Annotated in this window: 15 protein-coding genes, 1 tRNA gene and 1 other RNA gene; 1 reads left to right on the top strand and 16 read right to left on the bottom strand. The window is 60.6% G+C overall.

Features of this window, described 5'->3' with window-relative positions:
• Positions 1-8: 8 nt before the first annotated feature.
• The 7 genes from recR to QQJ86_RS21240 all read right to left on the bottom strand — a co-directional run bounded on the left by recR (position 9) and on the right by QQJ86_RS21240 (position 4,953).
• Positions 9-608, bottom strand: coding sequence for a recombination mediator RecR (recR, locus tag QQJ86_RS21270; RefSeq protein WP_284322982.1), 600 nt, complete (start codon positions 606-608; stop codon positions 9-11).
• Positions 609-649: 41 nt separating this feature from the next.
• The gene (locus tag QQJ86_RS21265) at positions 650-973 is read right to left on the bottom strand and encodes a YbaB/EbfC family nucleoid-associated protein (protein ID WP_284322981.1); all 324 of its coding nucleotides are present in this window, start codon (positions 971-973) and stop codon (positions 650-652) included.
• Between the two features lie 15 nt (positions 974-988).
• Positions 989-2,665 carry a DNA polymerase III subunit gamma/tau gene (gene dnaX, locus QQJ86_RS21260; RefSeq protein ID WP_284322980.1) on the bottom strand — a complete coding sequence of 559 codons (1,677 nt, stop codon included), beginning with the start codon at positions 2,663-2,665 and terminating at the stop codon, positions 989-991.
• 94 nt (positions 2,666-2,759) lie between these two features.
• Positions 2,760-2,856: signal recognition particle sRNA small type (gene ffs / locus QQJ86_RS21255), an RNA gene on the bottom strand.
• Between the two features lie 279 nt (positions 2,857-3,135).
• Positions 3,136-3,228: transfer RNA gene (locus QQJ86_RS21250), tRNA-Ser, on the bottom strand.
• A gap of 244 nt (positions 3,229-3,472) precedes the next feature.
• Complete coding sequence (locus tag QQJ86_RS21245) at positions 3,473-4,231, bottom strand: MBL fold metallo-hydrolase (RefSeq protein WP_284322979.1); 759 nt, start codon at positions 4,229-4,231, stop codon at positions 3,473-3,475.
• On the bottom strand, positions 4,228-4,953 hold the full coding sequence (locus QQJ86_RS21240) for a 3-deoxy-D-manno-octulosonic acid kinase (protein ID WP_284322978.1): 726 nt from the start codon (positions 4,951-4,953) through the stop codon (positions 4,228-4,230). The genes QQJ86_RS21245 and QQJ86_RS21240 overlap by 4 nt, the downstream gene beginning before the upstream one ends.
• Positions 4,954-4,994: 41 nt before the next feature.
• Between QQJ86_RS21240 and QQJ86_RS21235 the strand changes: the two genes are divergently transcribed.
• Complete coding sequence (locus tag QQJ86_RS21235; RefSeq protein WP_284322977.1) at positions 4,995-6,032, top strand: glycosyltransferase family 9 protein; 1,038 nt, start codon at positions 4,995-4,997, stop codon at positions 6,030-6,032.
• A 56-nt stretch (positions 6,033-6,088) separates the two neighbouring features.
• On the opposite strand, the gene QQJ86_RS21230 is transcribed toward QQJ86_RS21235, so the two are convergent.
• The 9 genes from QQJ86_RS21230 to QQJ86_RS21190 form a co-directional block, all read right to left on the bottom strand.
• Positions 6,089-10,237 (bottom strand): hypothetical protein, encoded by a 4,149-nt coding sequence (locus QQJ86_RS21230; protein ID WP_284322976.1) that lies wholly within the window; start codon positions 10,235-10,237, stop codon positions 6,089-6,091.
• Between the two features lie 153 nt (positions 10,238-10,390).
• Positions 10,391-10,792, bottom strand: coding sequence for a DUF6165 family protein (locus QQJ86_RS21225; protein WP_284322975.1), 402 nt, complete (start codon positions 10,790-10,792; stop codon positions 10,391-10,393).
• A gap of 47 nt (positions 10,793-10,839) precedes the next feature.
• The gene (gene lpxK / locus QQJ86_RS21220; RefSeq protein ID WP_284322974.1) at positions 10,840-11,841 is read right to left on the bottom strand and encodes a tetraacyldisaccharide 4'-kinase; all 1,002 of its coding nucleotides are present in this window, start codon (positions 11,839-11,841) and stop codon (positions 10,840-10,842) included.
• Between the two features lie 2 nt (positions 11,842-11,843).
• A complete protein-coding gene (gene msbA / locus QQJ86_RS21215) occupies positions 11,844-13,634 on the bottom strand; it encodes a lipid A export permease/ATP-binding protein MsbA (RefSeq protein WP_284322973.1) in 1,791 nt (596 codons plus the stop codon).
• Positions 13,631-14,062 (bottom strand): ExbD/TolR family protein, encoded by a 432-nt coding sequence (locus QQJ86_RS21210; protein WP_284322972.1) that lies wholly within the window; start codon positions 14,060-14,062, stop codon positions 13,631-13,633. The genes msbA and QQJ86_RS21210 overlap by 4 nt, the downstream gene beginning before the upstream one ends.
• A gap of 3 nt (positions 14,063-14,065) precedes the next feature.
• Positions 14,066-14,728, bottom strand: coding sequence for a MotA/TolQ/ExbB proton channel family protein (locus QQJ86_RS21205; protein ID WP_284323137.1), 663 nt, complete (start codon positions 14,726-14,728; stop codon positions 14,066-14,068).
• A gap of 252 nt (positions 14,729-14,980) precedes the next feature.
• On the bottom strand, positions 14,981-17,311 hold the full coding sequence (locus QQJ86_RS21200; RefSeq protein ID WP_284322971.1) for a DNA internalization-related competence protein ComEC/Rec2: 2,331 nt from the start codon (positions 17,309-17,311) through the stop codon (positions 14,981-14,983).
• 264 nt (positions 17,312-17,575) lie between these two features.
• Entirely contained in the window at positions 17,576-18,271 is a 696-nt protein-coding gene (gene lolD / locus QQJ86_RS21195; protein ID WP_284322970.1) for a lipoprotein-releasing ABC transporter ATP-binding protein LolD, read from the bottom strand.
• A 4-nt stretch (positions 18,272-18,275) separates the two neighbouring features.
• Entirely contained in the window at positions 18,276-19,520 is a 1,245-nt protein-coding gene (locus QQJ86_RS21190; protein ID WP_284322969.1) for a lipoprotein-releasing ABC transporter permease subunit, read from the bottom strand.
• Positions 19,521-19,642 lie beyond the last annotated feature (122 nt).

The following is a 19,642-nucleotide window of genomic DNA, read 5'->3' as shown; positions in this document are numbered from 1 at the left end:
TCTCCTGTTTAGTCTACGGATTGCCGGCTGCCAAAAGCATGCGCCAGCGTGCCGCGATCCACGTATTCCAACTCGCCACCCAGCGGCACGCCATGCGCGAGACGCGTAGGACGAATGCCGGCGGCACGCGCGAGCTGGGCAAGATAATGCGCAGTCGCCTCACCTTCCACAGTGGGATTGGTGGCGAGGATCAGCTCTTCCACTTCGCCCTCGGCCAGCCGCTCGCTGAGCAAACCCAGACCAAGCTCCTCAGGGCCAAGGCCATCCAACGGCGACAAACGCCCCATCAGCACGAAGTATTGACCACGATAACCGGTGGCCTGCTCAATGGCCGCCAAATCGGTAGGTGATTCCACCACGCACAGCACGTGCCGGTCACGGCTGCTGCTTGCGCAGGTCGCACACACCGGCGTTTCGCTGAAATTGCGACAGCGCGAGCAATGGCCGATCTTCTGCATCGCTTGTTGCAACACGGTGGCGAGCTTCAGTCCGCGTTCGCGCTCGCGTTCCAGCAGATGGAAAGCCATGCGTTGCGCACTCTTACCACCTACGCCGGGCAGGCAGCGCAAGGCTTCGATGAGTTCGTTGAGTAAGGGCGATGAGCTCATGATGTTTTCACTCCCTCTCCCCACGGAGGAGAGGGAACAAATCAAAACGGCATCTTGAACCCAGGCGGCAAATTCAAACCAGAGGTCAAACCGCCTAGTTTGTTCTTGCTCGCATCAGCCACTTTGTTCACCGCATCGTTGATCGCGGCGGCAACAAGGTCTTCGGCCATCTCCGGATCATCGGCAAACAGCTTGCGATCGATCTGCACGCGACGCACTTCGTGCGCACCAGTCATCACTACACTAACCAGGCCACCGCCGGAGCTGCCGGTAACTTCGAGCTTGGCGATTTCTTCCTGTGCGCGCTTCATGTCTTCCTGCATGCGCTGCGCCTGCTGCATCAGCTGGCCGAGTTGTCCTCTCATAACACGTCTCCAGAATCAGGATTCAAAGGGTTTGATGGATTGCGGCACCACACGCGCGCCGAATTCGCGCTTCAGTGCCTGCACCAGCGGGTCGCCTTCAATCGACGCCTCGGCCGCCGACTGCGCGGCGCTGCGTGCCTCGGCCGCGCGAGCCGCAGGTGTATGTGCGGCGCCATGGCTGTCCTCGACGAAACGCAGGCGAATCGGCTCGCCCATCGCTTCGCTCAGGCGATCGGCGATCTGACTGACAATCGGCTCCACCGCCAGATGCATATGGGTCGGTTGCAGCGCGAGCACCAGCGTCTGCCCTTCCCTGCCACGCAACGCCGAGTTCTGCGCAAGCTGACCAAGCGGGCCACGCAAATCAGCACGCTGGATCAACACTTCCCAATCAGGTAGACCGCCTGGAGCCGCCACGCGCTGAACCGGCGGCGCAGCAGCGATGTTTTCCCGTTGAGGTGCAGGCGGTGCCGAATACGGAGCCGGCGCAGGACGTGCGTTTTGCACGGGCGCTGCTGCTGGAGCAGCGGCCGCCGGCGGACGCGACAGTGGTTGTGCAACCTGACGCTGCCCACCACCCGAAGCTGCCGCAGGGGTCGCATCATCAGACGGACGAAACGCCAGCATGCGCAGCAAAGCCATTTCGAAGCCGGTGCGCGTATCGGGCGCCAGTGCCAAGTCGCGACGGCCTGTGGTGGCGATCTGATAGTAGAGCTGCACGTCCTCGGCGGCCATGCGCTCGGCCAGACTGGTCAGAGCCGAATCGTCGCCATCATTCGGGTCGAGACGATAACCAGGTACCAACTGGATCAGCTGGATGCGATGCAGCGCCGCAGCGAGATCATCCAGCACGCTGCCGAAATCCGGCGAGAACGACGCAATGCGCGCGCACTCTGTCATCAATGCTTGTCCGTCCCCTGCCGCCAGCGCATCGAGCAGGCCAAGCACTTGGCCGCGTTCGACGCTGCCCAGCATGGCGCGCACCTCGTTCGCCTTCAGCGAACCGCCACCGTAGGCGATCGCCTGATCCAACAGCGACAGGCCATCGCGCAACGAACCATCCGCCGCGCGCGCGAGTTCCACGATGGCCGGATCTTCGTATTCGATATGCTCGGCGCCGAGGATGTGTCGCATCTGTCCCGAGATCTGATCCGGCAACAGGCGCTTCAAGTTGAAACGCAGGCAGCGAGAGAGCACCGTCACCGGCAGCTTCTGCGGATCGGTGGTCGCCAGCAGGAACTTCACGTGCGGCGGTGGCTCTTCCAGCGTCTTCAGCAAGGCGTTGAAGGCTGGCTTGGAGAGCATGTGCACTTCGTCCACCAGATACACCTTGAAGCGCCCACGCGCCGGTGCGTACTGGGCGTTCTCGATCACCTCGCGTACATCGTCCACGCCGGTGTTGCTGGCTGCGTCGATTTCCAGGAGATCCACGAAGCGGCCGGCGTCAACCGCCGTGCATACCGCGCACTCGCCGCAGGGATCAGCGGATTCGCCGCGCTCGCAGTTCAGCGACTTGGCGAAGATGCGCGCGATAGTGGTCTTGCCGACGCCGCGTGTACCGGTAAACAGATAGGCATGGTGCATACGCCCGCTGTCGAGGGCGTTGGTGAGTGCACGTACGACATGCTCCTGCCCAACGAGTTCAGCGAACTTGCGAGGGCGCCACTTGCGCGCGAGTACCTGATAGGACATTCGTTAACGCTGTCTGGGCCTAAAGACCGATTGTGCCAAGTCCACGTTGGCAAGTCATGCGAACTCGTCGAGCGCCTGCCTGAAAAGGCGGCGGCCCCGCCAGCCACACCCCGGCACCCGAATCATCCGCTACCGTTGCTTCCTTCCGGACCTGGCGGGGTTTGCGAACTATCGTCGCGGGGGGACCGACGGGGCCACCATAGGGTGGGCATCGAAGCCCTGAAACTGGCTGCTTAGCTTGATTGTTTCAAGCTGCTGCCAGTTCATTGAAATAACTGGCGGAGAGGGCGGGATTGTTCGGCCCGTCCGTGGGCCTCACCCCTCCGCGCTACGCGCTACGGGGCCAGCCTTCGGCTGTCCAAATTCGTTCCAGACGAATTTGTCGAACCAAGCGGGTTCTCACCCACCCTCTCTCATCCGTGCTCTTACAACTTTGCGCCAGCTTCCAAGCCGTCGCATCTTTCAATATCTGGCGGAGAGGGCGGGATTCGAACCCGCGATACGGGGATAAGCCGTATACACACTTTCCAGGCGTGCTCCTTCAACCACTCGGACACCTCTCCGCACGCAAAAACCGCTTTGCTGGTTGGACGCCAACAAAGAAGCGGAAGAATAACTGTTAGCGGTCTAACGGACAAGAGCGCTTGAGCCCCTGTCCCTTCGGGAGAGGGGTGGGGTGCGGGTGCGATCAACGCGCGATTGTTATGACTTGGGCAAGAGGTTGGTATCACGCTTCGCCCGAACCCTCACCCGCCTCTCGCCCCTCCCGAAGGGAGAGGGCTCACTTAGAGGATCTCCCGCAAGCACTCATCCAGCATCTGCACGCAAAGGTGATGGATCTACCAACGCTACTCGCTGCCCGGCTCGCGCAATGCGATACCCGCGTGCAGACAAAGCCTCTCCATCCGCTTTGCTGCCATAGTGATAAAGCACCAACCGCGCACGCATCCCTTCGTCGTACTCACGCTCGATATCGTCGATACCGGTATGCGAAGGATTCCCGACGAGCCCACAATCGTGCGCGATCAACGCCTCTCCATCGGCGTACTGCGCCAACACTTCAGGAATGGGACGCGTGTCACCGGTGAACGCAAAGCTGCCATGCAAAGCCAAGCCGAACGACGTACCGGGACGATGATGCCGCGTGGCAAACACGTCAAACCAGAATCCGTCCAACCAGAAACCGCGCGAGCAAGGCACCAGCCGGAATGCCTCCCAATAATTCACACCACCCTCGGCCAGCACGCCGGGATAGTCGGCCACCCGCGTTTGCAGCCAGGGCACGAGCGCCGCATGCGCGAACACCCGTGTTTTCCCCCGCAGCGCCTCATCGAACCACACACGGGTGAACAAGCGTTCCAAGCCGCCGACGTGGTCCATATGCGTATGAGTGATGTAAACATTGCGCGGCGGTTCGGCGTAAGCCGCGTAGTAACGGTCGAGCGTGTCAGGGCCGCAATCGATCAGCAGCATCGGTTTGCCGTCGCGCTCCAATACCGCGGACGAAGAGCCTAACTCGACCGCATGCGCGGCGCCGGTACCAAGAAAATGCAAATGCCAGCTCATGCGCTCAAGGTCCGCTCGTAGCCGTACATAAGGGGCGTCCAGATCGTTTGATCGAACACCGCCTCACCCTGCGCAGCCGCACCAATTTTGAACAGCGACCTGCGCAATCGCTGCAGGTTTGCCATGCGCCAACTCGGCTCCAGGGGCCGCATGCGGCCACGATCGAAATCCACCAGATAAAGTCCCGATGGCGCAACCAGCACATTGTGCGCGTTCAGATCGGCGTGCCATACACCCGCGCGATGGAATCGCGCCACCAGCGCACCCACTTCTTGGGCCAGCTCGGCATCCAGTCGATCTTGTGCCACGCATTCTGTCAGCGTGTGCGTATCGGCCAGACGCTGGGTGATGAGATCCGCTTGGTAATAAAGCCCTATCCGCCGATAACGCGCCGCCACCACTCGCGGCACCGGCAAGTGCAACTGCGCCATGGCCTGCATCAAACGAAATTCACGGAAACTGCGCGTACGATTCGCACCGGTCCACAGGTAACGATCGCCCATCATTGCCGCCACCATACCGCCGCGCCGGTAATGGCGCAGCACGCATTCGCCGGCCGGGGTGCGGATGATCGCCACGCCGCCACGTCCACCGGATTGCGTGCTGTACGCCCCCCGCCCCCGCCAATGGTCGACATCGAACCATGCGCCATCGACTTGTGGCGACATGGTAGCGTCGAACAGAATCGCACCCTTGGCGTCTTGGCGCAGTTGCTCGTGCATCGGTGCTGCGGCGTTCCTCGATTACTGTCCGGCGATTCTACATGTCCTCTCCTGCCTCCATCTGCCTGCTGCGTACCTCGGCCATCGGCGACGTCACCCACGTGGTGCCGCTGATCCACACGTTGCAGCGTGCCTGGCCGCAGACGGCGCTGACCTGGATCGTAGGCAAGCTGGAGCGCAAGCTGGTCGGCGACTTGCCCGGCGTGGAGTTCGTCACCTTCGACAAAGGCGCCGGTTGGGCCGGCATGCGTGAAGTCCATGCTGCGCTCCGCGGACGGCGTTTCGGTGCACTGCTGCAGATGCAAGTGGCCCTGCGCTCGAACCTGCTCAGCTTAGGGATCAAAGCCGATCGCCGCATCGGTTACGACCATGCGCGCTCCAAAGACTTGCATGGTCTGGTGATCAACGAACGTATCCCTGCACGCACCGGCGAGCACGTGCTGCAAGCGATCGGAAGCTTTTGCGAGCCGCTTGGTCTGAAACAGACCGAAGTGCGCTGGGATATTCCTGTTCCTGATGAAGCACACGCATGGGCGGCCCAGCAGTGGTCGGACAACCAACCCACGTTGCTGGTCAGCCCCACCTCCAGCCACGCGCTGCGTAATTGGCGTCCGGAGCGCTACGCCGCCGTCATGGACTATGCCGTCACACGCAGTTGGCGCGTCGTGCTGATCGGCGGCCCCTCCCCTATGGAACGCAGCATGGCCGATGCGATTCTGGCTCTCTGCAAACAAGCTCCGTTAGACCTTACCGGCAAAGACACGCTGAAGAAACTGATGGCGATGTTCTGTCGCGCACAACTGCTGCTTACGCCCGACTCAGGGCCAATGCATATGGCCAATACGGTGGGACTGAAAGTGCTTGGCCTGCACGCTGCCAGCAATCCCGCGCGCTCCGGCCCCTATTCCGACCGCCGCTGGTGTGTCGACAAATACGATGTTGCTTCACGCAACTATTTCGGCAGGCCGGCGAGCGAGATTCCGTGGGGAACGAAGATAGAAAAGCCAGGCGTGATGGATTTGATTGAAGTCGATGACGTCATCGAGCGCTTTGAGGCGGCGGCATCCAGCCTGAGCTGATAACGCACGGCATTGTCGTCCCGGCAAACACCGGAACGACAATGCGGAGTTTTTTGTTAGTTATCGCGCGGAGCCTCCGTAACCGGAGCATCCGGCAACTGCGGCGGCGCGGCAGGCTTCCTCTCCCGTTTCTTCCAATAACCGCCTTTGGTCCAGGCATCAAAGCCCCACCGCAGCCATCCAATAAGCGCATTCGCCAACCACAAGGCCCAGGCGAGCATGGCAACCTTGTAGAACCACAGCGATACGGTGACTACCCCGCCCTGCGGCAAAACATCCTTGGTCTGATCAGCGAACCAATTCAGATTCCATGCGCTTGAGTCGTTGCCGGCGACGTGCATGTCGGGCAATCCAAGCAAGCCTTTTGGTACGGCAGACACCAACGTTGCCAAGGCCAGCACCGTTACCAAGGCCAACAACACCTGCACCAGGTTGAATCGCATGTCCGCGAGCTTGGTGACGGCCGCATCATGTCGCGCGCGCAGGCCAAGCATGATCAACCACAGCACTACGAACGTGTACGCACTCCACGCGAACGCCGAAAAACCAAGCCCCAGCAACAGCCACTGATAAAAGCGCAACGGTGTCGGCGCATAACGCCCCAGGAACCATGCCGCCACCAGCAACACGATCAGTTGCGACCAATACAGCACTGCAGGCCCCACACGCGGCCCCCATGTCCACAACACCCAGCGATCTTCCGGCAGCTTGAGGTCCAGTCCGATGTTGGCCGATGGCGCACCCAGGGCAAGTGCCGGCGTTGCGACATGCATGCCGATGCCGTGAGGTTCACGCAAACGTATGACGTAATGATGCTTGCCCGGCAGAAGCGGCAGGCTTAGCTTGCCATCCTTCACGGCGAGGCTGAGCTGTTCGTCGTCGCGTGTGGCGCCGAGTAGTTCCGTACCTGCCGGCAAACCAATGGCGTGCTCACCGCCACGTGTGCTGCGCGTGAGCAGGCCAAGTTCCGTTTCGGTTGCGCGGTCACCCACGCTCACGCTGGCATTCGCGGCATCGAACGCAAGACTGTCACCGTCGACGGCCTTGGGTCGACTCACATGCAATTGCAAAGTCTCATTCGGCAGCGGTTCAAAACTGAGGCCATCAGCGTTATCGCTGACCGGCACACCCTGTGTCTCCACATGCCAGATCGGCGATGCGTGCACTTGCCAAGCCTCAGCATGATCGCCCAGTGCCGGCGCCGTGATTTTCAGGGTATCGGCGTGATCGAGACGACTGGTCCAGCTAACCTCGCTTTGACCAGCATTGAATGTGACAACGATGCGCCCGTCGTGCACACGCATACCTTCACCCAACGGATGCTCGCCAGATAACAAAGGCAATTCGAGACTGAATCCGCCATCACTCGGTGCCAACCGTTCCACAGTGTTGACCACAGTCCAGTCCACGCCAAGCATGATATCCCGCGTGATACGTACATACGGGGGAAACGCCTGTTGCGAAACAGGCGCCGGCTTGCCGTCGGCCACCGTGCGGATGCGATTGAGTGTCACGCTGTCACCCAGCAAATGCCCTGCATCAACGCCATCAAGCGACCATCCCTGTCCGTTGAACACCAACCACTGCGGACGCAATGCAAAATGCACCGTGGTGCTGTCGACAGGTTGCGCGCGATAGCTCAGACCAAGCTTGTGTATGCCAGGTTCCAACCTCACCAGCAGCTGATCATCGCGCTTGCCGAGCGTTGCATTGGCATGACCATCCACATTGGCGCTGAGGAGTTGCAAGCCTGCGTCGATCTGCGGCAAAGGCAGTGCCACTGACGCGCCGACATGCACTTCCAACTCGATGGCGATTTGGTCGTCTTTCGCCTGTACATTGGCAGCGGCAACCACTGCGCAATCGGGCACACATTTGGGTGCTTCCAGCAGACGACTATGCAGTTGCCCCAACAAATCCGGACTGGGCATGGCTTGAGCATGCGTGACATGAGGCAAGCTCGCCAGCAACAGGCACGTTGCCGCCGTACCGCCGAAACGCCAAATACGCCATGACGTATCAGATGGTTTGATGAAGAAATTGCGTGCGACGCGGCCGAGCAATGCCACCAACAGGCCCAGCATCACTACACGCAACAGCCGAACCAGCCAGGATGGCGCAATCACCAGCCGCATGCTTTGCTCAGATGTCACAGGTCCCGACCAGCTCAGTCGGTAATTGTTGTCGACATCCCAACTCGGCTCACCCGCACCCGCTTGGACAATGCTGTGACTATCCATCTCGTGCATGGTGGTTGAGCCCGGTAGCGCGGCACCCGTCACCGCAACAGTCATCAGATTACGACTGGCTCCAGAGGCCGGCGCTGCCGATTGAACGACCGGCATAGGAGTGACTGGTGGCGGAGGCAGAGGTGGGGGCGGTGCCGGCGCAGCGCTTGGTTCAGATTGCTGCACTTGCGCTTGAGGAACTACTTCCTGCTTTGCCTCCTCCTCTTTGCCATAACCAACAGCCGCCATGCGCTCAATCAAGGAGGAATACGCGCCATTGCCCTCCAATTGCGGATGCAAGGCATCCTCCAACTGCGTCTTCGCAAAGGGCAATGTCCAGATGATGGCCAATGCCAGCGCCAGCGAGCTGGCCATCTGCGCCCATTGCCGCAATCGTCCCGTCGGCAGCGCGCGCATGAGTAAAGCGAAAGCCAGCGCTACACCCAAGGTCCAGCGCGGTGCACCGGTCTCGTGCTGCGACAGAACCAGAAAGATCGCTGCAACCGCCGCCCACCGCCAACCGAGCAAGCGTCCCGCCAATAGCGCAATCAAGGCAACGACGAACAGATCCAGCAGACTCCACTTCGCAATCCACGAATCCGGCGAACGATCCACGCCGCCCGCACCGATCAGCCGGTAGCCATAGGGCAAATGCAAGACCGCGTCGATGTTCTCCAGGGAAGCAAGCCACCCGCCGCTAGGCAACGATCCACTGCGATCCGGCACCCGCAGGCCCGCATGCAGATCCAAATTTGTATTGCGCAACTCGACACCCGTCCGCCCCTGACCAGCATCAGTCACCAGCAAGGGCGCATCGTGCAGCGAGGCGCGCTGCAGTTGCCATGGTGCACCGACATCCAAACGCTGCGTACGCGGCAGCGTTCCCGTAAGGTGATCGCTGACATTGAAACCGCGGCCATCGAAATCAAGCCAGATTTGGCGCTCAAGATGAATCTGGTCACCTGCCTCGCCTTCACCGCCGCGCGTGCCCTGTTCGATGGCCAGACCACTGTTTTGGTCGAGCACATAGGCCGGAAGTTCGCGCCAATCACCCGGCACATCCGCTTGCGCGGCATCAGTGGCGCGCCCTTCGACGCGCGTGCTGCGCAGCGACGGATCATCGCTATAGCTCCAAGTCTCCTGCTTCGGCCAGATACCGTCAGCAGTCGGAGCCAAGCTCACTTCGCGCAAAGTATCGATAGCGCGAGCGGACAGATGCACCGTCCATTGCCCGGGGCGAAGCTGCAACCGCACCCGGCCATCGGGCTCCCACTGCGCGGGTACATCGCTGTCCAGTGAAGTCGCTATGAAGCCTTTGGGTAACGCTGGGCCCAACACTTGTTCGCGCGCGCTGCCTGTGACGTTCAATTGCAGCTGCGTATCCAGCAGCGCGGGCATGCCATCGGTCAGATGGCGATAAACGCGCACGGAAAGTGCATCGGCCTGACGCTGCGCCGCGGCGGCCTCGCCAAGCGTGAGCTGATCACCATTGCGTTCGATGCGATCGACGGCGCCACCATCCACGCTGAGCGAAACCAATCCAATCGAGAGCGGTACACGTAAGCGTGCCGGACGTGCATCCCACGGCAGGTTTCCCTGGATGGTGTATTCGCCCGGTTCCAGCCTTAGCGCTGGCTGCCCATCACGATTCAACACCGGCCACGCTTTGTTGTTCACCACCACCTGCTGCGGCCAGCTGTGCTCGTCCCCGGGTAAGCCAACCCAACTCGCAGCATCCACGTGCACGTCAAGACTGAAATGGCCACCGTTCTTGCCTGCGTCGATGCTCAGGCGACCTGGCCAGATGCACTGGTAACTGCCGGCATCCGGGCGGCTATTGGCCAGAAATGGGCAGCCGTGCTGAGGGACGTCGTGCAGAACCCATCCCTGCCAGTCGCGCAGCGCAGGAGGGACGTCCTGGGCCAGCAAGGGTGAAACCACGAACAGCAGCCCCAACAACCCCTTCCATCGGCGCATACGACGACCTCCCCTGTGGCGTTTCACCCAGTTTAGTGGGAGTCCCGGGTCTTCTGGAAAGGTCTACGCAGGCAAGGCTACGGCTCCGGTCGCGAATCGACTTCGGAGGCGATCACTTCAAATAGGCAATGTGATCGAGGAACGCTAACGAAATCACTTCGTCGCGCGGTAATCCTGATACGACTTCTCTTCAACCAGCTGCGAACCGAGCTTGAGATTGATCTCACGCTTCACCGCAGCGCGCTCGTCGTTCTTGAAATAAACCGAACGCGCCAGCTCGATGAATTCGGCATCGAACGCCTGCGCTTTTTCCTTCAAGCGGATGCGGTCTTCGATATCCCACAACGCTTCGTTCACGGCAAGCAGTCGTGCGCGTTCCTTGCTGATGTCCGACTGCGAGGCGTGGTCATTCGCCCACGTGGCATTGAGCAGGTTGAGCTCGTTGTGCACGTTGGCGAGCTTGGCAGGATCGGAAATCTGCCGCGCCTTGATCTCGAGAATCGTGATCTTGTCGATCAGTTCCCCAAAGGAGACCGGTACCTGGATCAGGCTCATGCAAAACCTCGTGCGGAAAAGACCGGCATGGCGCCGGGAAATGGCGCCTATGATAACGCCATCGGCAACATTCGTGCTTTCGCTGCAAGCCGTATGTAGAAATCGTCGTAGAAACTGGCTGGTAATTCCGCCTTCACCGGCACACTCCACCAGTGGGGCTGAGCGAATGCCCAGCATTTCACAGCGTCCTTTTCGGTCATCAGCACCGGCAGATCATCGCGAAACGTAAGATCCGCCGGCATAAAGGCATGGTGATCGGGAAAGGGATGGGGAATCACATCCATGCCTTGCTCAGCGAGACTCGCAAAGAAGCGCTGCGGATTGCCGATGGCAGCCACCGCGTGCACACGTCTGCCTGCGAAGTTTTTGATGGACTGTTCACGTCCATCCGATAGTGCACGCACCAAACCACCTTCGAGGCGCATGGGCACTTCGCCATTCTGCGGATGAGCACCGTTGCAGATACGAAAATCCACGCGCTCCATGCGACTTAACGGTTCACGCAGCGGCCCAGCTGGTAACAACTGCGCATTGCCTAAGCGTCGCACCCCATCGATCACGCAAATCTCGATATCGCGTGCCAATCGGTAATGCTGCAGACCATCGTCCGCAATCACGACATTGCAACCGGCATCGAGCAACAACTGCGCTGCGGCAGGACGATCCTGGCCAATCGCCACAGGGACACCGCTGGCGCGTATCACGCAGGGCTCATCACCGGCTTCAACCGGATCTGGCGATTCGCCCAGCAGCATCGGTTCCCTGGCAGTCCCGCCATAACCACGACTCACTACGCCGGGATGATAGCCACGCTCACGCAATGCTTCGGCCAATGCCAAAGTGAGCGGCGTTTTCCCCGTACCGCCTGCGGTGAGATTGCCGACCACGATAACGGGACAAGGTAGCCGTACCGCTCGCAGCCAGCCGTGTCGATACAGCGTTTGGCGAAGCGCAACCACTGCACCGTAAAGCTTGGACAACGGATAGCACCACCACGGCAGTGGCTTTCCTTCATACCAGCCTGCCTGGAGCGTATCGGCCAGGCTCATCGTCAGTCGGCGGCAACTACTGTGGGACGTTCGTTGAACTGCATGCGATGCAACGCGGCGTAGTGACCACTCAGCGCCATCAACTCGGCATGCGTGCCGCGCTCGATGATCCGTCCCTGCTCCATCACCGCGATCTGGTCAGCATGTTCGATAGTGGACAGGCGGTGCGCGATCACCAGCGTGGTGCGATCGCGCATAAGGCGCTGCAGTGCTTGCTGGATCAAACGCTCGGATTCGGTGTCGAGCGCACTGGTCGCTTCATCCAGCACCAGGATCGGCGCGTTCTTGAGAATGGCGCGCGCAATCGCGATGCGTTGGCGCTGGCCACCGGAGAGCATGTTGCCGCCCTCGCCAATGGGGCTGTGAATACCTTGCGGCAGGCGCTGGATGAATTCCATCGCATTGGCAGCCTCAGCGGCGGCCATGATGTCCTGTTCGCTGGCATCCGCCAATTCACCGTAGGCGATGTTCTCCGCTACCGTGCCGTCGGACAACACCACGCTCTGCCCCACCCAGGCAATCTGTCTGCGCAGCGAAGGCAACGTGTAAGACTCGTAATTTTCGCCGTCCAGCAGAATACGTCCGTTGGTCGGTGCGTTAAAACGCGGCAGTAAACTTACGAGGCTGCTCTTGCCGCTGCCAGAACGCCCCACCAACGCGGTTACCGTGCCGGGCGCGCAGTGCAGATTCACGCCGACAAGCGCCTGGAAATCGCCGCGCGGATAGACCAGGCGCACGTCTTCGAAACGCAGATCGCCCTTGGTGCGTTCCAGCACCTTGGTGCCATGATCCACTTCCGGTGGCAGGTCGATCACGGCGAATAGGTTTTCCGCCGCAGCGATACCTGTTTGCATGGTGGATTGCACGTTAGCCAGACGCTTCAGCGACGGCAGCATGCCGCCCATCGCGGTTAACACGGTGATGAAGACACCCGGTGAAATACTGCCGATCACCGAGGGGCGCGATCCCAGGAACACCAGGCCCGCCAGTGCAAACGCACCCACCGTCTGGATGGCTGAAGTGGATGTGGCTGCTGTGGCAATGATCTTGAGGTTGAGATAACGCGCACGGTCGGAAATCTGCTTGAAGCGCTCATCAGCCTGCTGCTGCCCGCCGTAAATGCGGATTTCGCGATGCGCTTCGATGGATTCTTCCACCGTCCCCGTGACTGAACCCATCATGCTTTGTATGCGCCGGCTGATCATGCGATAGCGGCGACTGACTGCAGTAGCGATCAGCACGATGGCGGGAATGAGCAACAGCAGCGCAATGGTGAGGTACGCGCTATTGCTCAGCATCACGTAGAACATGCCGATGACGGTCACACCCTCCGTCACCGCCACCTTGAGCGCATCGGTGGAAGCGCCAGCGATCTGTTCGCTGGTGTACGTGATGCGTGAGATCTGGTGGCCGGAATGCTCGTTGCCGAAGAAGGTCGTCGGCAAGCGTAGATAGGCAGCGAACACATCGCGCTGCATCAACTGCACCACATTGCGCCCAACGTAGCCGATACCGTAATTGCTGACGAAGGTGGCAACACCGCGCACTACGAAGATCGCAATGATCCAGATCGGCATCCAGAAGATCAGATACGGATCTTTCTTGGCAAACAGATCGTCGATGATCGGCCGCAGCTTATTGGTAAAGAAGGCAAGGCAGCCACCGTCCACCGCAAAACCGATGATGGTGATCAGCACTACAGGCCAGAAGCGTACCGAATAGCCGAGCAGACGCTTGTATGTACGCCGGCTCTCCGCATCCCACAGCGCAACCTTCTTTTTGCCTTCGCTCATTTGCCCGTTTCCGCCTGCGTAGGCGTCGTGGCGATGGAAAGGTGAGTAAAGCCGAGCTGGCCCAGCGCGTCCATGGCCATGACCACGTTCTGATGAGCCGTCATGGCATCGGCGCGGATAGTGACCGTCTGGTTGCGGTCGTCACCGGCTACGTGCGCGATGGCTTGCTTCAGCGTATCCACGCTGCCGCCCACCACTTCATCGCTGCCCACGTAGAAATGCCCCTCGCGATCGACCATCACAGTGATCGCCGGTGGCTGCATGTCGCGGTCTTCTGCGCTGGCCTGCGGCAGATTCACCTTCAGGCGCGAGTGCTGCACGAACGTGGTGGTGAGCACGAAAAACATCAGCAGCGTGAGCAGCACGTCGATCAACGATACGACGTTGATCTCGAAATCATCGTTGCGGCGGTCGTTACCGATACGCATGGTTTAAACCGGCGCCTTGTCGCCAGCAGCGAGTGGCGCACGACGAGCACGCGTGGCGGGTTGTGCGGAAAGCGTGAGATCGTCCAGCAGCAGTGTTGCCTGCTTTTCCATCTCCACCACGTAGCCAGCCACCTTCGAACGGAAATAGCGATGCAGCACGTATGCGGGAATCGCCACCGTCAGGCCGGCCGCGGTACAGATCAGCGCCTCGCCGATGCCACCCGCCATCTTGGTGGGATCGGCCATGCCGCCCACCATGACCTGCATGAACATGCGAATCAGGCCGATAACGGTGCCGAACAGACCCAGCAGCGGGCCGATCAACGCGATCGTGCCGAGCGTGTTGAGGTAACGCTCCATGCGATGCACCACATGGCGGCCGGTATCCTCGATGCGCTCCTTGATCAAGTCGCGCGAATGCTGACGCACGGCCAGCGCGGCGGCCAGCAATTCACCCAACGGCGAACCGGTGCCAAGCTTTTCCAGATGCGCCGGATCGAGCTGATCGGACCGCGCCCATTCGCGCACTTCCTGGGCCAACCCGGGCGGCAGCACTGAGCTGCGCCGCAAGGTCCAGCACCGTTCCAGCACGATCGCCAACGCCACCGCCGAACAGATCAGGATGGGCGCCATCGCCCAGCCGCCTGCCATCAGAATCTGACCCAAATCACCCACAAAAAACTCCCGGCTTTTGCCGTCTGCGGAAGCCGCCATCATAGCAGCGTCGCCAAAGCCTACCGTGCGGTCTTAGAGCCTTTTCGATGTCTCAACGTGGTTCGCATAGTCCCTGAGTGGTCGTCAGGTGGTCGCGCGTGGCGCAGCGCCAGACTGGTGGTCTGGTCAAGCCGCGCGCAGCCGCATGGCGGCCACTCAGGGGCTATGCGAACCGCGGGGAAACATTGAAAGAGGCTCTCAGCATCACTCCCGCCAGTAGCGTCGCTGCAGCAAGCGCCAGCGTGCGGTCACCTCAGCAGGCCCCGCAGCGGGAAAGTCGATCTGAACGGCGCCGTCCACCGCGGTATTGAATACTGGCACGCCCGCTGCCGCATAGCGCTGCATGACCTCTGGGCGCGGATGGCCGAAACGGTTGCGCCAGCCAGCCGAGACGATCGCCAGTTCAGGTTTGGAGGCTGCAATAAAGTCAGCACTGGAAGAACCGTTGCTGCCGTGGTGGGGCACCTGCAGCACTGGTTTAGGGCCTGGTCCCAACGCTGCGGCAACGTGTGGTTCGGTGTCCATGGCGATATCGCCCGTAAGCAACAGACGCCCTGCATGGCCTTCGACCAGCAGCACGCAGGAATGATCGTTCGCTGAGGCGTTCGATGCGGAAGCGACAGGATTCAATACACGGAAACGTACGCCATCCCACTCCCATTGCTGCCCCGCCACGCAGGGATTCATCGGTATGTGCATGCGCTCGGGCTCACCCGAATAGCGCAGCGCGCCCGGGAAAGCCGCTGCCACTGCGGGGGCGCCGCCTGCATGATCGTTGTCGGCATGGCTAACCATCAGCACGTCCAGTCGATCGATACCGAGGGCATACAGCGACGGAATGACAACCGCCGAACCCAAGTCGTATTCCGAGGGATAGCGCGCGCCCGTGTCGTACACCAATGCGTGCTCTCGCGTGCGCACCACCACGGACAAGCCCTGCCCCACATCGAGCACCCAGGCCTGGAATGCACCGCTATCGGGTGGATGCCTCGTCGGCCACAACAAGGGCAGAAACAACAACGCACCCAGCGCACGCAACGGCACACCCCGTGGCGCAAATAACCAGATCGCACCAAGCGTGGCGAACACTAGCGCCCAGGGCTTTACTGCCGGCAGATACCAATGCGCGCCGGGCCAAGTGGCAGTTTGTTCCAGCAGCCACCATTGCGCATGCGTCAGCCATCCGGCCAGCCAAAGTACGGGTGTCGCCAGCGGCGGGCAAAGCATCAGCAAGAGCATGCCGAGCAAAGCACAGGGCACGATCACAAAGCTGACGAAAGGCACTGCCACAAGATTGGACAAGGCACCAACTAGCGATGCTTCGCCAAAAAACCACAAAGTCAGCGGCAACAGCGCGATGGTCATTACAAGCTGCCCGAGCGTCAGTTCACGCAGAAAGGCGCGCACGCCGCGCCCTTTGGCATCCATGCAAAGAATCAAAAACGCCACACCAATGAACGACAGCCAGAATCCGGCTTCCAGCACCGCCGTGGGATTCACCAGCAATATCGCGATCAACGCAAGCGCCAGCGCATGCATCGGCCCACTGGCGCGCCGACTGCAACGCGCCAGTGCAAAAGCCGCAATCATTGCCACGGTGCGCAAGGTGGGCATACCGAGGCCAGCCAGCGCGCCATAAGCGGACGCAGTAGCCAGCGCGAACAATGCTTGCGTCTGCACGTGCGGATAACGCAAGGCAAGCGAGGGCCATAGCCAGTAAAGCGCACTGCAAAGCCATGCTCCGAAAACAGCAGCCACACCGACGTGGAAACCTGAAATGGCGATCAGATGGGAAATCCCGTTGGCACGCGCCACATCCCAATCCTGCTGTTCGAGCCCGCGCGTGTCGCCTACGGTGAAGGCGCGCAACAAGGCAGCATCGTGCGGATCATTCACGCGTGACTGGATGCCTTCGGCGAGCGAGCCACGCAAACGATCCAGACACCACGTCGCTACGCTCAGGCGTTGATTGGCCGGGTCATCACGCACATAGCCAACCGCGGCAATATCGCGCGCAAGTGCGCTGCGTTCGCCATCCGCGCCACCGGGATTGATCGTTCCGCGCGGGCGGCGCAGACGCAACAGCAGTTGCCAGCGCGAGCATGGTTCCGGCTCGGCCGAGGGCGTGTCGTACCAGCTGATACGCGCAAGCCCCTGCCACGGCACGGCTTGTCCGTCGCGCGTGACTTGATCGATGTGGAACTGCACGCTGGTCGCCCCGGCCTTCGTCTGCGCCAATCCAACGACGCGACCGGTGACCTGAAAATCCTGCCCTTCCCACGCTCTCGGCAAGCGCGATTCCATGGCGGCACTGCCACGCCATGCGGCCCAGGCGAAACCGAGCAGCAGGATTGCGAACCAGCGGATGCGCGGCAGGCGCCATGCCAGGATCAATGCACCCACCGCCATCACGCCCATTAGCCAGCGAGGCGGCAGAGTGGGAAGCCATTGCACGGCGGATATGCCGATCAGCAGCGCCAATGCCGTTGTTTTGGCGCTTGGCCAATTCCTTGATTGTCGCGCTCCATCCGCCATGGAGCGAAGCTAGCGCAGGCGAAAAGTGGAGCTTGTAGGGAGCTGACGTAGGTTGGGGTGAGGCAAGGCCGAACCCCAACGTGTCGATGTACGAAGTGATGTTGAAGTTCGCTTTCGCTCAGCCCAACCCACATAACCCCGTAGCGAGATGAAGAATCTTGCTTTACCGTCGTCCCGGCGAAAGCCGGGACCCAGCGACTTTGCTCTTCAAACATGCGAAAGACACTAGGTCCCGGCTTTCGCCGGGACGACGAGCTTTTCGTATCAAACTTTCTCGCGCAACTCGCCGTTATGCAGCTCGAGCGTACGATCCATGCGCGCGGCCAGGCGACTGTCATGCGTCACCAAAATAAAACTGGTGCCGATCTCGCGATTCAATTCCAGCATCAGCTCGTACACGTGCGCGGCGTTGTCTTCGTCGAGATTGCCGGTGGGCTCATCGCCCAGGACGCAAGAGGGGCGCGTCACCAGCGCGCGTGCCACCGCACAGCGCTGGCGTTCGCCGCCGGAAAGCTCTGATGGCTTGTGCTCGAGACGCTTGCCAAGCCCCACACGCTCCAACAGCGTCGTAGCCTGCTTCTGCGCCTCGGGAATGCCGACGCCACGGATAAGCAGCGGCATGCACACGTTTTCCAGCGCAGTGAATTCCGGCAGCAAATGATGGAACTGGTAAATGAAACCAAGCGAGCGATTACGAACCCGTCCACGCTCAGCATCGGACAGCTTGGAAAGAGTGCTCCCCTCCACTTCCACTTCACCGTTAGTAAGCGTATCCAGGCCGCCGATGATGTGCAGCAGCGTGCTTTTGCCGGAGCCGGATGCACCGACGATGGCCAACGTTTCGCCACGCTTGAGCGTGAAATTCACATTGGTAAGCACCGTGGTGCGCAGGTCGCCTTCCTCGTAGATTTTGGCAACGTGGCTGGCGCGCAGCACGATGTCATTGGATGCGTTTGTCATCGGATTACTCATAGCGCAGCGCCTGGGCCGGTTGCGTACGCGAGGCGCGCCATGCGGGATAGAGCGTCGCTAACAAGGAGAACAGGAAAGTGACCAGCGATACCGACAACACGTCATGCCAGTCGAGTCTGCTGGGCACTTCGCTGATGTAATAGACATCCGGCGAAAGGAAGGTGACGCCCGTGACGTGCTCGATCCATTTCACGATGCCGGGCAACCGCCACGACAGCAGCGAACCCAAACCCACGCCAAAGCCGATGCCGACAAAACCCACCAGTACGCCTTGCACCATGAACATGCCCATGATGCTGCGCGGCGTCGAACCAAGTGTGCGCAAAATGGCGATGTCCGCTTGCTTGTCGGTGACCAGCATCATCAGCATGGAAATCAAATTGATCACGGCCACCAGGATGATCAGCGAGAGGATGATGAACATCACGTTCTTCTCCATCGAGATGGCAGAGAAGAAGTTGGCGTGGCTGTCCATCCAGGTGGTCACCACGTAGACCTGCCCCAGCGTATCGACCAATTCGCGCGCGACTGGACCGGCGTTGTACAGATCGTCCAGCTTCAGGCGAATGCCGGTGGGGCTGTCGATGCTTTTCAGCTTTTCGGCATCACTGATATTGATAAGGCCAAGGCCGGAATCGAACTCCTCCATGCCCATTTCAAAAATGCCGCTGACACGGAAACCACGGATACGCGGAACCGCCCCCATCGGGGTTGCGCGCAGCTCCGGCACCACCATGGTGACCTTGTCGCCGACATTCACGCCAAGCTGCAGCGCGAGATCTTTGCCAAGCACAATGTTCCAGCTATCGGGTGTAAGCGAATCGAACGAACCATCCACCATGTGCTTGTTGATGTCCGAAACGTTCGGTTCCTGCGCAGGATCAATGCCGCGCACCATTGCGCCGCCAGAACGCTGCGCCTGCAGGAAGGATTGGATTTCCACATAAGGTGCGGCACCTCGCACGTGCGAATTGGCTTTCACCTGTTGCACGGCGTACGGCCAGTTCTGCACCGTCTCGCCCGGCAGGCCGGAAACCGTTGCATCGGAAATGGCACCGAGGATGCGCGAACGCAGCTGGTAATCGAAGCCGTTCATCACCGACATCACTGTGATCAACGCCATCACGCTGATAGTGATGCATACGATGGATACGGTGGAGATGAAGGAAATGAACTGATTGCGCCGTTTGGCACGGACGTAGCGCAGGCCGATGAAAAGCTCGAGCGGTCGGAACATGGGGGTTTCGCGTATGGGATGTGGGCGGCGGGCCGGCGGAATCCATATGACCTCGCCGCGCGCGCAGAGTGCCCGAAGTGGGCTTGGTGGGCAACCTGACCCAAATCATGGACGTAGGTTGG

This window comes from Dyella acidisoli (assembly GCF_030160295.1).
Classification (GTDB): domain Bacteria; phylum Pseudomonadota; class Gammaproteobacteria; order Xanthomonadales; family Rhodanobacteraceae; genus Dyella_B; species Dyella_B acidisoli.
This window is presented reverse-complemented; position numbering and strand designations above follow the sequence as displayed.